At 64.2% G+C, this 15,122-nt stretch carries 14 protein-coding genes; 8 read left to right on the forward strand and 6 right to left on the reverse strand.

Going from position 1 to position 15,122, the window contains the following annotated elements:
• From mauG to tatB, 4 genes are all read left to right on the forward strand, one after another.
• Nucleotides 1–909: tryptophan tryptophylquinone biosynthesis enzyme MauG (gene mauG, locus V7P99_RS13110; protein WP_333795276.1), on the forward strand; the 909-nt coding region annotated here is incomplete at its 5' end.
• 23 nt (nucleotides 910–932) lie between these two features.
• Entirely contained in the window at nucleotides 933–1,289 is a 357-nt protein-coding gene (locus V7P99_RS13115; RefSeq protein ID WP_333795277.1) for a methylamine utilization protein MauL, read from the forward strand.
• 39 nt (nucleotides 1,290–1,328) lie between these two features.
• Nucleotides 1,329–1,547 carry a twin-arginine translocase TatA/TatE family subunit gene (tatA, locus tag V7P99_RS13120; RefSeq protein ID WP_442909908.1) on the forward strand — a complete coding sequence of 73 codons (219 nt, stop codon included), beginning with the start codon at nucleotides 1,329–1,331 and terminating at the stop codon, nucleotides 1,545–1,547.
• 87 nt (nucleotides 1,548–1,634) lie between these two features.
• Nucleotides 1,635–1,925: a Sec-independent protein translocase protein TatB gene (tatB, locus tag V7P99_RS13125; RefSeq protein ID WP_333795279.1), complete on the forward strand. Its 291-nt coding sequence runs from the start codon at nucleotides 1,635–1,637 to the stop codon at nucleotides 1,923–1,925.
• A gap of 112 nt (nucleotides 1,926–2,037) precedes the next feature.
• Here the strand turns inward: tatB and V7P99_RS13130 are convergent, their stop codons facing one another.
• A complete protein-coding gene (locus V7P99_RS13130; protein WP_333795280.1) occupies nucleotides 2,038–2,814 on the reverse strand; it encodes a Crp/Fnr family transcriptional regulator in 777 nt (258 codons plus the stop codon).
• Nucleotides 2,815–3,054: 240 nt separating this feature from the next.
• On the opposite strand from V7P99_RS13130, the gene V7P99_RS13135 reads away from it, so the two are divergent.
• Nucleotides 3,055–3,522 (forward strand): hypothetical protein, encoded by a 468-nt coding sequence (locus V7P99_RS13135; RefSeq protein ID WP_333795281.1) that lies wholly within the window; start codon nucleotides 3,055–3,057, stop codon nucleotides 3,520–3,522.
• A 320-nt stretch (nucleotides 3,523–3,842) separates the two neighbouring features.
• On the forward strand, nucleotides 3,843–5,642 hold the full coding sequence (locus tag V7P99_RS13140) for a PHA/PHB synthase family protein (protein ID WP_333795282.1): 1,800 nt from the start codon (nucleotides 3,843–3,845) through the stop codon (nucleotides 5,640–5,642).
• Between the two features lie 93 nt (nucleotides 5,643–5,735).
• Here the strand turns inward: V7P99_RS13140 and gcvP are convergent, their stop codons facing one another.
• From gcvP to gcvT, 3 genes are read right to left on the reverse strand one after another with little or no spacing between them, the layout of a single operon-like run.
• Nucleotides 5,736–8,582, reverse strand: coding sequence for an aminomethyl-transferring glycine dehydrogenase (gene gcvP, locus V7P99_RS13145; protein WP_333795283.1), 2,847 nt, complete (start codon nucleotides 8,580–8,582; stop codon nucleotides 5,736–5,738).
• A gap of 20 nt (nucleotides 8,583–8,602) precedes the next feature.
• Complete coding sequence (gcvH, locus tag V7P99_RS13150; RefSeq protein ID WP_333795284.1) at nucleotides 8,603–8,962, reverse strand: glycine cleavage system protein GcvH; 360 nt, start codon at nucleotides 8,960–8,962, stop codon at nucleotides 8,603–8,605.
• 15 nt (nucleotides 8,963–8,977) lie between these two features.
• Nucleotides 8,978–10,150 (reverse strand): glycine cleavage system aminomethyltransferase GcvT, encoded by a 1,173-nt coding sequence (gcvT, locus tag V7P99_RS13155; RefSeq protein WP_442909907.1) that lies wholly within the window; start codon nucleotides 10,148–10,150, stop codon nucleotides 8,978–8,980.
• Between the two features lie 588 nt (nucleotides 10,151–10,738).
• On the opposite strand from gcvT, the gene V7P99_RS13160 reads away from it, so the two are divergent.
• Nucleotides 10,739–11,248: a cyclophilin-like family protein gene (locus V7P99_RS13160; RefSeq protein WP_333795286.1), complete on the forward strand. Its 510-nt coding sequence runs from the start codon at nucleotides 10,739–10,741 to the stop codon at nucleotides 11,246–11,248.
• A 174-nt stretch (nucleotides 11,249–11,422) separates the two neighbouring features.
• Here V7P99_RS13160 and V7P99_RS13165 read toward each other — a convergent pair whose 3' ends face one another.
• Together V7P99_RS13165 and purE are read right to left on the reverse strand one after the other, a co-directional pair.
• Nucleotides 11,423–12,499, reverse strand: a complete 1,077-nt coding sequence (locus V7P99_RS13165) for a 5-(carboxyamino)imidazole ribonucleotide synthase (protein ID WP_333795287.1) — start codon at nucleotides 12,497–12,499, stop codon at nucleotides 11,423–11,425.
• The gene (purE, locus tag V7P99_RS13170) at nucleotides 12,496–12,990 is read right to left on the reverse strand and encodes a 5-(carboxyamino)imidazole ribonucleotide mutase (RefSeq protein ID WP_333795288.1); all 495 of its coding nucleotides are present in this window, start codon (nucleotides 12,988–12,990) and stop codon (nucleotides 12,496–12,498) included. The genes V7P99_RS13165 and purE overlap by 4 nt, the downstream gene beginning before the upstream one ends.
• 272 nt (nucleotides 12,991–13,262) lie before the next feature.
• Here purE and V7P99_RS13175 point away from each other — a divergent pair, with 272 nt between their 5' ends.
• Nucleotides 13,263–14,903 carry a L,D-transpeptidase family protein gene (locus V7P99_RS13175; RefSeq protein WP_333795289.1) on the forward strand — a complete coding sequence of 547 codons (1,641 nt, stop codon included), beginning with the start codon at nucleotides 13,263–13,265 and terminating at the stop codon, nucleotides 14,901–14,903.
• Nucleotides 14,904–15,122 lie beyond the last annotated feature (219 nt).

Below are 15,122 nucleotides of genomic sequence, written 5' to 3' on the forward strand. Positions count from 1 at the left end.
CGCCGCCCCGAGACGATCCCGTCGCCGAAAGGAAATCCTCTGACGCCCGAGAAGGTCGAGCTCGGCCGGCATCTCTTTTTCGATCCGCGGATCTCGAGCACGCGGAGCGTCTCGTGCGCGTCCTGCCACAATCCGGCATTCGATTGGTCGGACGCGCGCGAGAAGGGTGTCGGCGTGACGGGGGTGCCCTTACCGCGCCGTACACCAACGGTGGTCAACGCGGCCTGGCTTTCGGCCCTCATGTGGGACGGCAGGGCCGGGACGCTCGAGCAGCAGGCGGCGCTGCCGATCACGGCCGAGCACGAGATGGGTCTCACCCTTGACGAGGTCGTCGAGAGGCTCGAGGAGATCGACGGATACAAGCCGTTGTTCGAGGCGGCCTATCCCGGCAAGGGTATCCAGATCGACACGGTGCTCGGCGCGCTCGCGAGCTTTCAGCGCACGCTTGTCTCTGAGGAGGCGCCGTTCGATCGGTGGATCGAGGGGGACGAGACCGCGATCTCTGGGTCCGCCAAGCGCGGCTTCCTCGTTTTCAATGGCGAGGGTCGCTGCAGCCAGTGCCATTCCAGCTGGCGCCTGACCGACGACAGCTTCCATGACATCGGCCTCGAGAGCGAGGATATCGGCCGCGGCGAGTTCACGCCGCCGAGCGTGACGATCATGCGGCACGCATTCAAGACGCCGTCGCTGCGGGATGTACGCATGTCCGGACCGTACATGCACGATGGCTCCATGCGCACGATCGAAGAGGTGATCGAGCATTACGAAAAGGGCGGGAAGGCGCGGCCGAGCCTGTCGCCCGAGATGAAGGCGGTCAAGCTCAGCCCGCAGGAGCGGACGGACCTGATCGCCTATCTGAAAACGCTGCAAGGGCCTCCGCTGGACGTGCACGTCCCGAGGCTGCCTTGAAGCTCGGTATGAGGGAAGATGGTATGGTCTTTTCGAGAGTAGTCCCGTTGATCGCTGTCTTTGCGTTGCTGGTGCTTTCGGCAGGTGCGGCGCGCTCTGCGGAGTACACGATCGTCATAAATCACATGGAGCTCGAGCAGATCGCGGAGACCATGCGGGTCGGCGACGTCGTCACGTTCGATAACCAGTCCGACATGGCGCACAATATTTACGTCACCTATGCCGACGGCAGCGTCGACAATCTCGACACGCAGATCCCGGGCCGCCGCCGCACCATTACGCTGCGCGCCGCCGGCCCGGCGATCATCCGATGCTGGATTCATCCGATCATCCGCGCAGACGTGGAGATCCTTGAGGAGGCGAAACCCTCCGAGCGCTGACACGACGAAACGCAAGCATCCTGTTGCAGGAGAGGAATGATGGGCCTGAGCGTAACGCATATTCTTCTGGTTCTAGCGGCCGTGCTGCTGCTCTTCGGGCGCGGCAAGATCTCCGAGCTGATGGGGGACCTCGCAAAGGGCATCCGCAGCTTTAAGCATGGGCTGGCGGATGAGGGGGATGTGGCGCCGGCGCTCGCCCGGGCCCAGGATCGTGACCCGACCCTCGCCGATCGGAAGCGAGCCGGCCACGACGTTTGATGCTGGAGTGCTCCTAGAAACGCGAGACCCCGGGTTTCCCGGAAGCACTCGGACCGGAAGGCGTTGGCGTGGAATGCGGAGGTAGGCATGTTCGACGTGGGCTGGAGCGAGATCCTGATCGTGGCTGGCGTGGCGCTGGTCGTCGTCGGCCCCAAGGATCTGCCTGTTTTGATGCGGACGATCGGCCGTTATGCCGGCATGGCCAAGCGGCAGGTCGACACCTTCCGCGCCGAGCTCAACGTGGTCATGCGCGAAGCCGATCTCGATCTCGTCCGCAAGGAGATGGAGGCGATTAAGCAATCCGCGGGGCAGGAGGTGTCCGCAGCAAGCAAGGCGCTCGATCAGGCGGACGATGCGGCTCGGAAGAGTGTGTCCTAGAGTGCTTCCGGAAAAGTGGGAACAGGTTTTCCGAAGAGAAGCACGATCGAACAAAAGCTTAGAGCCGCTCCCGTTTCCACTTAAACTGGAACGACCCTGATACGAGATCGCCTCAGGGCATCGTGCTTCCGTAGACGCTCTGCTGCGCGGCCGGCAAACGCCCGCTCAGCGCGTAGGCGTTCGAGGCGCAACGCTTCAGCATGTCCATGTCGAGAATTTCGAAGCGGCGACGGCCCGAGGTGGCGATGATGCCGTGCGACTTTAGCCGCGTGAGCTGCCGCGAAACGGTTTCGAGCCGCAGGCCGAGGCATTCCGCCATTTCCATGCGCGAGATCGGCAATGACAGGCCGATGGTGCGCGGTCTCTCAGCGTGCACGCATCCGCTCCCCTGGGTCATGCGCTCTGCGATGATCTGCAGGAGGGTGGCCACTTTTTCCTGCGCCGTTGTGCGGCCGAGGAGGAACGTCCATTCGCGCGCCGTATCGAGATCACCCGCGATCCGCGCCAGAAGCGCGCGTTCGAGATCCGGATGCTCGGCGAGCAGAGCTTCGAAGGCCCGTTCGGAAAAAGAGCAGAGCTCGAGAGGCGTCGCCGCTTCGGCCGAAAGATTCGGTGGATCGGAAAGCGGCCGCCCGACGAAGTCCGATGGAAACTGGAGGCCGACGATCTGATGCCGTCCGTCCGGCTTCGCAATCACCAGCTTGACGACGCCCGAGAGGAGGATTGCGAAGGAGCGCGGCTGGTGGGCCCCGCCGTAGATGGTTCGCCCTGGAGGCACGCGCACCCTGTGGGTAATGCCGGACAGCGCCCGTGCGGCCTCCTCGCCGATTGCACCGCACAGGGAGGAGGCCTGTACGGGGCAGAGAGAGCATCTCTGAGGTATGGCCATGGCGGGTTCGCGATCCTCTATCGGAACGTTCAAGCTTGCTTCTGAGTATGCGGAGCGTCCGGCGCTGTATTTGACTGCGGTCAATCGGTTTGCTCGTCGGCGGGCACCGGCCAGCGGCCGGACTGATCGGGATCAACGACATCCGCCTGGCTGGCAGGTCTGCTGACGCTTCCGTAAGCGCGACCGCCGGGCGCCCGCCCTTTCGATCGCGTCCGGCCTGGAACGCGAGGGAGTTCGGTCGTGAAAACTGCTCGTCTCTTTGCTGCTGCTTGCCTTGCCGTCACGTGTCTGGTCGCCATCGCGCTGCGGCCTGCTCCGAGCGAGGCGCAGCACCCGCCTCATGCGCATGGAGATCCGCGTGAAGCGATCGCGCTCGCACCCGCCGAGACGGCTGAGCTGCTCGCCGGCATGCGCACCTATCTCGAAACCATTCAGGGTATCGTCACGGCCCTCGCCGAGAACGACGTCAAGAGCGTGGCGGAGATCGCGTCCCGGTCGGGAGCCCGTATGCTGAGCGATGTCTCGCCGCTGACGGGCCTCAAGACGCCGATCGGCTTCACGTCCATGAGCCTCGACACGCATGACAAATTCGACCGGCTTGCCGACGCTGCCCGCCGTGGAACCTCCCGGTCGGAGGTGCTGGCGGCGCTGCGCGATATCATGGGCAACTGCATCAGCTGCCACGCTGCATACCGGCTCGCCCCTTAGGGCGCCTCCAGAACGAGAGCCTGCCATGGCGGCCTCATGCGGATTTAGGAGCGCGGCGCGCCATACGATAAAGCACCGGAAAGACTCATGAAAAAACAAAAGCTTAGAGCTGTTTTCCGAGTTTCACTTAACCCGGATCGACTCCAGATCGTGGGCACTGGAAACGGCCCGCGGACGCCTCGCGCAACGGCCCGTGCCTTCCTATGTTTGAAGAGCAGGGCCACGGCGGGCGGCTGCGTGGTTGCGGGCTGAACCGCATGCGCATCTCGCCGCTATGCGCGGGCTCGCGCGGCGAGGGTGCAGCATCGAAGGATACGGCTATGGATATCGCGACGGCATCGCAAATCGCGCCTCCTGAGGACGTTCCCCGCTTTGAGCCGCGGGGAGACGAGGGCGCTGGCAGCGAGGCGTTCCGCGCCGTGGACCGCATGCGGGAAGCCTTCACGGCGCAGCTCTCTGGCGGCCTGTCCCCCGCCTCCGTAGCGCTTGCCATGTTCGACTGGTCGATCCATCTCGCGTCCGCGCCGGGCAAGCGGATGGAGGTTCTCGATACTGCGGCGCGCCACGCCGCTCGCCTGTTTATCCATTGCGCTGCCGCGAGCATGCAAGGCCATGCTGCGCCCTGTGTTCAGGCGCTGCCGGGCGACGATCGGTTTCGGGCTCCGGGCTGGCAAAAGCCGCCGTTCAGCTTTCTTGCACAGGCGTTTCTTCTCACCGAGCGATGGTGGAACGACGTCACGCACGACGTGCCCGGCGTCGTGCCTCACCACCAGGAGATGGTCGCTTTCATGACGCGGCAGGTTCTCGACATGATGTCGCCGACCAATCTTCCGCTGACCAATCCCGAAGTGATCGACAAGACGTTTGCGACGGGGGGTGCGAACTTCGTCCAGGGATTCCAGAACTGGCTTGAGGATGTGAATCGCCTCCTTACGGGCCAGCCGCCGGTCGGAACCGAGCGCTTTGTCGTCGGCAAGGATGTGGCGGCGACGCCCGGAAAGGTCGTCTACCGCAACCATCTTATCGAGCTCATACAGTACTCGCCCACGACTGAAACCGTGTACGCCGAGCCGGTGCTGATCATGCCGGCGTGGATCATGAAGTACTACATCCTCGACCTCTCGCCGCAGAACTCGCTCGTTCGATATCTGGTCGGGCAGGGCCACACGGTGTTTTGCGTCTCGTGGCGCAACCCGACGGCCGAGGATCGCGATCTCACCATGGACGATTACCGGCGCATGGGCGTGATGGCGGCGCTCGACGCCGTGAGCGCCATCGTCCCAGATCGCAAGATCCAGGCGGTCGGCTACTGCCTCGGCGGAACGCTGCTCGCGATCGCCGCCGCCGCCATGGCGCGCACGCGTGACGACCGGCTGGCTACGGTGACGCTCCTCGCCGCACAGACGGATTTCACCGAGCCGGGAGAGCTGGCGCTCTTCATCGACCACAGCCAGATGCACTTCCTTGAAAGCATGATGTGGAATCGCGGCTATCTCTCCGCCGATCAGATGGCCGGCGCATTCCAGCTTCTCCGCTCGAACGATCTCATCTGGTCGCGCCTCGTGCGTGACTATCTGATGGGCGAGCGCGCGCCGATGATCGACCTCATGGCCTGGAATGCCGACACCACGCGCATGCCCTACCGCATGCACGCCGAGTACCTGCGCAAGCTTTATCTCGACAACGAGCTCGCCGCTGGCCGCTTCATGGTGGACGGTCGTCCGGCCGCGCTCCAGAATATTCGCGTTCCGATCTTCGCCGTCGGCACCGAGCGCGATCACGTCGCCCCGTGGCGGTCCGTCTACAAGATCCACCAGATTACGGATACGGACGTGACGTTTGTGCTAACAAGCGGCGGACATAACGCCGGCATCGTGAGCGAGCCGGGACATCCGCGTCGAAGCTTCCGCATCGCCACCAAGCGAACGGCCGATGCCTACCTCAGCCCCGACGAATGGCGCGAGCACCATGATCCGAACGCTGGATCGTGGTGGGGTGAATGGGCCGCATGGCTGGGGGCGCATTCGTCCGGGCGTGTGACCCCGCCCGGCATGGGAGCGCGCAAGCAGGGCTATCCAGCGCTCGCCGACGCCCCCGGCACCTACGTCTTCCAGAGATAGCGGTCTGGCCCCGGCAGGAAGCCGCAGAGAACGAAGCAAAAAAACGCCCGGTCCGATGATCTCGGACCGGGCGCTTTTTAGTTGGCGATGCGGTTACTCCGCTGCCTCTTTGTAGCTGTCCAGCGGCGGACAGGCGCAGACGAGGTTACGATCGCCGAACGCGTTGTCGACGCGGTTGACCGGCGGCCAGTATTTGTCGCCGCGGAATGCACCCGCCGGGAAGCTCGCCTCCTCGCGCGTGTAAGGACGCTCCCACGATCCGATCAGGTCCTCGATCGTATGCGGGGCATTCTTAAGAGGATTGTTCTTGCGGTCCATACGCCCTTCGGCGATGGCGCGCGCCTCCTCCCGGATGGCCAGCATGGCGTCGCAGAACCGGTCGAGTTCAGCCTTGCTCTCGCTTTCCGTCGGCTCGATCATCAGCGTGCCCTGGACGGGCCAGCTCATGGTCGGCGCATGGAAACCGCAGTCGATGAGACGCTTGGCGATATCCTCGACAGTCACGCCGGCGCTCTCGAAGAGCGGACGCGTATCGATGATGCACTCGTGCGCCACGCGGCCGGTGCGGCCGGTGTAGAGCACGTCGTAGGCACCCGCGAGACGCTTCGCGATGTAGTTGGCGCTGAGGATGGCGACCCGCGTTGCCTGGCTCAGGCCGCTTCCGCCCATGAGCAGGCAGTACGTCCACGAGATCGGCAGGATCGAGGCCGAGCCATAAGGCGCAGCCGAGACCGTGTACTCGCGCCCATCCGTTTCCGGATGCCCCGGCAGGAACGGAGCGAGGTGCGCCTTGACGCCGATCGGACCCATGCCGGGACCGCCGCCGCCGTGCGGGATGCAGAACGTCTTGTGCAGGTTGAAGTGGCTGACGTCGGCTCCGACGTCACCCGGCCGCGCAAGACCAACGAGCGCGTTGAGGTTGGCACCGTCGAGATAGACCTGCCCGCCGTTGTCGTGCGTGATCTTGCAGACCTCGATCACCGTCTCCTCGAACACGCCATGCGTCGAGGGATAGGTGATCATGCACGCGGCAAGCCGATCCTTGTGCGCCTCGGCCTTGGCCCGGAAGTCGGCAAGGTCGATGTTGCCATCGGCGTCCGTGCCGACGACCACCACGTCCATGCCGCACATCTGAGCGGAAGCCGGGTTGGTTCCATGCGCGGAGTCGGGGATGAGGCAGACGTCGCGCTGGGTGTCGCCACGGCTGAGGTGATAGGCGCGGATGGCAAGCAGCCCCGCATATTCACCCTGCGCACCCGAGTTCGGCTGCATGGAGACTGCGTCGTAGCCGGCGATCTCGCAGAGCATCCGCGAGAGGTCGTCGATCATCTCCTTGTAGCCCTGCGCCTGATCGGCGGGGGCGAAAGGATGCATCTCGCCGAACTCCGGCCAGGTCACCGGCACCATCTCGGTCGTGGCATTGAGCTTCATGGTGCACGAGCCGAGCGGGATCATCGTGCGATCGAGCGCCAGGTCGCGATCCGAGAGACGGCGGATATAGCGCGTCATCTCGCTCTCGGCCCGGTTCATCTGGAAGATCGCATGCGAGAGGATCTCCGAGGTACGGACGAGTCCCTTGGGAAGCCTGAGATCCGGATCCTTCTTGTCATAGGTGAGGTTCGTGCCGCCGAAGGCGCGCCAGACGGCCTCAACCGTTTCCGGAAGCGTGCGCTCGTCGAGCGCGATGCCGATGCGATCGTCACCCACCTTGCGCAGGTTGATGCCGTTCTCGACCGCCTTCTGCATGATCTTGCCCTGATCGGCACCGACCTCGACCGTGATAGTGTCGAAGAAGGCGTCGGGGCTGACCTTGAAGCCGAGCGACGAGAGACCATCGGCGAGGCGCACGGTGTTGCGATGAATGCGCTGTGCGATCGCCTGGAGGCCGCGCGGCCCGTGGAAGACGGCATACATCGACGCGATGACGGCAAGAAGAACCTGTGCCGTACAGATGTTCGAGGTCGCTCTCTCGCGGCGGATGTGCTGCTCGCGCGTCTGAAGTGCGAGGCGCAGGCCGGGATTGCCGCGGGCGTCCACCGACATGCCGACGATGCGGCCCGGCAGCGTACGCTTGTGCTCGTCGCGGGTTGCGAGGTAGCCAGCGTGGGGGCCGCCGTAGCCCATGGGCACGCCGTAGCGCTGCATCGAGCCGATGGCGATGTCGGCACCCATCTCACCCGGGGACTTGAGGAGCGTAAGCGCCATCGGATCGGCGGCGACAACGGCAATGGCGCCGGCCGCATGCAGCTTCGCGATCGGGTCGGTGAAGTCGTGGCAGGTGCCCGACACGCCCGGATACTGGAAGATCGCTCCGAAGACGGTCTCCGGCTTGAGGTCGGCGAACGGGCAGCCGACGATGACCTGCCAGCCGAGCGGTTCGGCGCGCGTCTTGATGAGCGCGATCGTCTGCGGCAAGCAGTCCTTGTCGACGAAGAACGCCGTCGCCTTGGACTTGGCGACACGGTTCGCCATGCCCATGGCCTCCGCGGCAGCGGTCGCCTCGTCGAGAAGCGAGGCGTTGGCAATTTCGAGACCAGTGAGGTCGCTGACCAGCGTCTGGAAGTTCAGCAGCGCCTCGAGGCGGCCCTGGCTGATCTCAGGCTGATAGGGCGAGTAGGCCGTGTACCAGGCGGGATTCTCGAAGATGTTGCGCTGGACGACCGGCGGCATGATGGTGCCGTGGTAGCCCTGGCCGATCAGCGAGGTCAGCACGCGGTTCTTCTTCGCGGTCGCGCGCACCTTGTCGAGCGCAGCCCGCTCGGAGAGCGGCTCGCCCAGCTTGAGCGGAGACTTCTGGCGGATGGCCGCCGGGACGGTCTCATCGATCAGTGCGTCGAGGCTCTTGGCGCCAACGACGTTCAGCATCTCCGCCATTTCGCTCTCGGACGGACCGATGTGGCGGTGGTTCGCAAAGTCGTAGGGGTCGTATGATCCGGACATTACAATTCCCACTGTGTGATTTAACCGATGAGTGCTTTGTAGGCAGCCTCGTCCATCAATCCGTCGAATTCGGTCGAGTTGGCGACGCGCAAGCGATAGAGCCAGCCCTGTCCGAACGGATCCGAGCTCACTACGGAGGGATCCTGCGTGATGGCCTCGTTGATCTCCACCACCTCGCCCGCGAGCGGAGCGAAGACGTCGGAGGCGGCCTTGACGGATTCGACGACGGCGGCGCCATCGCCCTTCTTCAGGTTAGCGCCGACCTTGGGGAGCTCGATGAATACGAGGTCGCCAAGCTGGCTCGTTGCATGCTCCGTGATGCCGATCGTGACGACATCGCCGTTAAGCGTGAGCCACTCATGTTCATCAGTGAATTTCATCGCGCGGGTCTCCTCTCAGGCGTGGCGGCTCTTGCCGCGTTTGAACCTAGCTTTCACGAACGGTAGCCGCGCAACTGTCATGGGCTGGCGTCTTCCGCGAATTTCAGCAAAAACTTGGGTGTCCGGCTTGGCGAAAGCCGGCGGCACGTAGCCCATGGCAACAGGGTGATCGACCGAGGGCCCGAAGCCGCCCGACGTGACCGTTCCGATCGGCTCGCCACCCTCGGCGGCGGCAAAGAGCGGGGCGCCGGCCCGAACAGGAGCGCGGCCTTCCGCGCGCAGGCCCACGCGGGTGCGCGACGTTCCGTTTGCCATTTGATCGAGGATCACGTCCGCACCGAGAAAGCCGCCGGCTCGCGCGCCGTTTGCGCGCCGCGCCTCCTGGATGCCCCAGACGAGTGCAGCCTCGATGGGCGTCGTCGTCTGGTCGATATCGGAGCCATAGAGGCAGAGGCCCGCTTCGAGGCGCAGGGAATCGCGGGCGCCCAATCCGACCAGCTCAACGAGCGGATCGGCCAGGAGCGCTTCCGTGATGGCGGCCGCCGTATCGAGCGGCAGCGAAATCTCGAACCCATCCTCACCAGTGTAGCCGGCCCGTGCGATGATGCACGTCGACCCGAGAATGGAGTGCTCCTCGACATCCATGAACGTCATATCTGCGCAGGCCGGCACGAGCCGCGCCAGTGCCGTTTCCGACTGCGGCCCCTGCAGCGCGACCAGCCCGCGGTCGAGACGCTCGATGGTGCAGACGTCGCTGATGTTGTCCCTGAGAAGCGCTTCGTCCGCATCCTTACAGGCTGCGTTGACGACGAGGAGATAGTGATCGCCGCGGTTTGCGATCATCAGGTCATCGAGGATGCCGCCCTTTTCGTTGGTGAAGAAGGCGTAGCGCTGGCGGTTGGGCTCGATGCTGAGCACGTCGACGGGGGTGACCCGCTCGAGCGCCAATGCGGCGTCCGCCATATTGCCAGATTTGGCGCGTACGACGATCTGGCCCATGTGGGAGACGTCGAACAGTCCAGCGGCTTCACGCGTGTGCAGATGCTCTTTGAGCACGCCCGCCTCATACTGCACCGGCATCTCGTAGCCGGCGAATGGCACCAAGCGTGCGCCCTTCGCGATATGGAGATCATAGAGGGGGGTACGCTTCAGAGCGGAAACGGGATCGGCGGAAGATGTGTTGGTCACCAAGGGCTCCTCTTGCTCTCTGCGCACAGGATGCACGCAGTTTCGAGCCCCCCTGCCGCAAATTTTGAAAGATTGTTGAGCCCTGCCACCGCTAAAACGGTAATCTGGCTCGTGTTATTTTACCGATAGGAGAGGCGGATTGCCGTCTCGGCCCTTTCGGCATGTCATCGAGTTGCGGTCCGTTTGCCTGAGAGTACCCGGGGTGGTTGATCTTTTGGCGCCGGCCAGCTGGTCCCGAAATCCAGCTGAATTTTGTTTCCGCAGCCTTCGCTGACGCCGGCGAAGATGAACAGCTTTCTCTCAACGGTCAACCACTTCAGGGCGCGTTTCGGCCATTGAATGTGCCTATATCGGCATTCGAATTATGTTTGGGCGATTTAGCCGCAGAAGAGCCTACCCATAAGCCACCCATATGGGTGAGAAGCCCAGAAAACACGCATTCCAACCCTCTTGAAGGATAACCTTGCTGGTGAGAAGGTACCCACGGGAGGCTGGGCCAAACCCGCAAGTTCGGCGGGTGGCCCTGGGCATGTGCGGACACGGACGCGTCCTTCGCGCCGGCTGTCCAATCAGTCTTGGGAGGCCGTCGTGCGGCACATACTCATCCGGTCGGGAGACGTAGAGATTCGCGCGCGGCTGTTGGCGACGCCCACCGCCGATCGCATCTGGAACGCACTGCCGATTTCCGGATCGGTCCGGACATGGGGCAAGGAAGTCTATTTCCGGACGCCCGTTTCTCACGATCTCGAACCTGATGCGCGCATTGTCGTCAGCAAGGGCGAGATCGCATTCTGGCCGGATGGCGATGCCATCGCCATCGGCTTCGGCGCGACGCCGATCGCCAAGCGCGGTGAGATTCGCTTCACGAGCAAATGCAATGTCTGGGCGGTCGCCCTCGATGACGTCGATCAGCTCAAAGCCGTCTATCCCGGCGAACGGATCTCCGTGGTCGAGGCGGCCAACGACGACACGGAGACATGGGCCGAGGAGCCGGCGGCGTGCCCCGCAGGCGCAGTCAATCGCCAGCACCGCGCGCGTCGATCTCCGCAGCCCGTGCGCCACTGCGCTTCGAGCGACGAAGGCGGCTCCGCCGGCTGAGGTCGCCTCCGCGTTTCATGATGCGATGGGAACGCGCGCTGTGCGTTTTCAAAACTCGGCGCGCTGCGAGCTTCTTCCCCGGGACGGTCTTTGAAATCCGCTCGTCGTGACGAGAGCGTTGAGGCAGCGCGGCGAAAGCATGGGACCGTGCTGAAGCCCGTGCAAATGTCGGCTTTAACGGCGCGGTCTCAGTCGATTGACGTGACCCATCTTGCGGCCCGGGCGCGCCTCAGGCTTGCCGTAGAGATGAAGCGCCACGCCAGCCTCGGCTGCAAGCGCCGGCCACTGGTCCACGTCGTCACCGATGAGATTGGTCATCGTCACGTCCGAGTGGCGATCGGTCTCGCCGAGCGGCCAGCCGGCAACGGCGCGAATGTGATTTTCAAACTGGCTTACGAGACACGCGTCCATCGTCCAGTGACCGGAATTGTGCACGCGGGGCGCGATCTCGTTGACGACGAGCGGCTCCGTTCCGTCCGGCACATAGAACATCTCGACGCCAAGCACGCCCACATAGTCGAGCGCGGTTGCGATCGCGCCAGCGATCTCGCGCGCGCGCGCCGCATGCTCGTGCGGGAGCGGTGAGGGGACGGTCGAGGTATCGAGGATGCCGTTCCTGTGCGTATTGAGCGGGATATCGTAGAAACGCGTCTCCCCGGAGAGCGCGCGCACGACAAGCACCGAGACCTCGAACGCGAAAGGAACGAAGCCTTCCAGCACCGAGGGCGCACGACCCAGGCTCTCGAACGCGGGCACGAGCTCGCCGGCGGATTTGATGCGCACCTGTCCTTTGCCGTCATAGCCGAGGCGGCGCGTCTTGAGGATGCCGGCGGGCCCGATCGTGCACATCGCCGCGTCGAACGAGCTTTCGCCATCGACCGCAGCGAACGGCGCCACAGGAATCCCGAGCCCGCTGATGAACGTTTTCTCCTCGAGCCGGTCCTGAGCGACGGCGAGCGCTTTAGAACCGGGGCGGACGGGCGCCGCGAGTTCGGCAGCCGCCGCCGCTTGGAGCGGCACGTTCTCAAATTCGTAGGTGACGACATCGACGTTTTCGGCAAAGGCGCGGATGCGCGCCGTATCCTCGAAAGGCGCGACGGTCGCGGCTGCTGCGACTTCGCAAGCGCCTCCCGGAACGTCGGTGTAGACGTGCGCTTTAAGGCCGAGACGGGCAGCCGCAAGCGCAAGCATACGGCCGAGCTGGCCGCCGCCGAGAATGCCGATCGTCGAGCCGGGCGGGAGTGCGCTCATTCGGGCTTCGGGTCCTCGGCAACGGATTGCGTCTGGCGTGCGCGATAAGCGGCGAGGCGGCCAGCGAGATCGGCATCTGAGAGCGCCAGGATCTGCGCCGCGAGGAGGCCCGCGTTCGTCGCCCCTGCGTCTCCGATGGCAAGCGTGCCCACCGGAACGCCGCCCGGCATCTGGATGATCGAGTACAGGCTGTCGATGCCGCTGAGAGTCCGGGTCGCGATCGGGACGCCAAGCACCGGAAGCGTCGTCAGCGAGGCCGTCATGCCGGGAAGATGCGCCGCGCCGCCGGCACCCGCGATGATGACCTTGAGGCCGCGCTCGGCAGCCGAGCGCGCGTAGGCAAACATCCGATCGGGAGTGCGATGGGCCGAGACGATCCGCGTTTCGTACGCGATGGCGAGCTCGTCCAGGACGGCCGCTGCCAGCTTCATGGTTGGCCAGTCGGACTGGCTGCCCATGATGACGCCCACTTCAGCGCGCCGTTTGGTCATGGAGGGGACCCCTTGCGAAAACGGGCCATGTAGATGACGTGACGCCCGCTTGCAAGGCGGAACGCCCGGTTTTTCGGGCAAAATCCCCGGCTTGGCAAGGCTGACGTCGGGTTGAGCGGCGCAATGCAGCCGCAACCTTGCGCTATTCGGCGTGGACGGAAGCGGTGAGATCAAAGCGTCGGGATCGGCGGCGCTGTTTTTCCGGACTGGCTCGAATCGCCTAGCTTCCGATGCCTGGGCCGTCCCGCCCAGGAGCTTGCGGGAGAGGTGCGATGTGGCGGCTGCTGGGTTTCCTGATGCTGATTTCGGCGTTGCTCGCGGCAGGTGCCGGCTCGCTCCGTGCCGAGACGGCGATCGTCCCCGAAGCGTCGGCAACCGAGGAGGCGGGGCCTCTCGAAAGCGACGCCGACGCCGAGGCTCAAGCAAAAGACGACGAGGGGACGGCCGCCGCGTCACCCGCGCGGGCGCCGGAAACGCCACTCGGCAGCGCGATCAAGGCGCGACTCGCGATGGCGCCGAATGATTCCGCCGACGAGGAGAAGGCTGAACGGGGCGCGCTCGAAGCCTTCTACGCGGGGCGTGCCTACGCGCCCCTCTGGATCGCATCGGACAAATTCAACGCCGACGCCGAGGGCGTCCTCGCCGAATTCGGCAAGGCAGGTGACTGGGGACTTGATCCCGCCGATTTTCCCGCGCCCAAGATCGATGCTGCTGGGCAACAGCCGGACGCATCCGCGGCTGCTGAAGTCGAGCTTTCGCTCCTGGTATTGAAATACGCCCGCTATGCGCGGGGCGGGCGTATCGTGCATCCGGCCGAGCAGCTCAACTCGAACCTCGACCGGCGCCCGCAGCTTTTGAAGCCGGCCGCCGTGCTCGAAGGCCTCGATGCCGCGACGGACAAGGCCGCCTACGTGGCCGGCACGCATCCCAAGCATGCCCAGTTCCATCGCCTGCGCGAGAAGTTCCTGGAATCCCGCGCGGCGGACGGCAAGCTCAACGCCGCTGCCAAAAAACTCCGCGCCAACATGGAGATGTGGCGCTGGATGCACGACGATCTCGGCGACATGTATCTGATGGCCAACGTGCCCGCCTACACGATCGACGTCGTGAAGAACGGCGAGCGCATCCTGACCGAGCGCATCGTCGTCGGCGAGATCGGCAAGCAGACGTCGATCTTCACGCGCTCGCTCAAGAGCATCACGTTCCGTCCCATGTGGCGTGTGCCCGAGAGCATCAAGGTGCACGAAATCTGGCCGAGCCTCGTGCGCGGGGGCGGCCTGATGCGCCAGTACGATCTCGAGATCGAGACCAAGGACGGGCGTCGCCTTGATTGGCGCACCATGGACTGGAGCACCCTCGATATCCGCAATTACGAGGTCGTGCAGCCGCCCGGACGCAAGAGCGTTATGGGCTACGTTAAGTTCTCGTTCCCGAGCCAGCACACCATCTTCATGCACGACACGCCCGACAAGTGGATGTTCAATTCTAAACAGCGCACACTGAGCCACGGCTGCCTGCGCCTGCGCAATCCGCTTCGTGTGGCGGAGATCGTCCTGGCGGAGGATAAGGGCTGGGACGCAGCGAAAGTCGACAGCCTCGCCAAGGGCGGGCAGCTCAACAACGAGATTGCCATGGAGAAGCGCATCCGCATGCACCTCGCTTATTTCACGGCGTGGGTGGACGACGATGGAAAGCTCAAGACCTACGGCGATATCTATGGCCACGAGAAGCGCGTGACGCAGGCGCTGGACGGCAAGTGGCAGCAAATCGCTAAGGGTCGCGATCACCTGGCACCCGTGAAGCCCAATCGTGAGCTCTTGGAAGCACGCCCCGTAAAGGAAGCATCCCGCCGCCGGTCGGGCTCGTCGGCCAGCGATGATTTCCTCGGCTCATTTTTCGGTGGCGGTTTTTGATGTCCCACCGTGCGTCCGTCCGCGCGCTGCCGAAATAAAAGGGAAGGCATGCGAGACGACGCGCGAGAAAAGAAGCGCGACCCAACAAAGACCTAGAGTGCTTCCGGAAAAGTGGGGACCGGTTTTCCGATAAGAAGCACGAGGAAGCAAAAGCTTAGAGCCGTTCCCCGATTCCACTTAAATCGGAACGGCTCTAGAGTGCTTCCGGAAAAGTGGGGA

This window comes from Hyphomicrobium sp. (assembly GCF_036780825.1).
Lineage (GTDB): Bacteria > Pseudomonadota > Alphaproteobacteria > Rhizobiales > Hyphomicrobiaceae > Hyphomicrobium_C.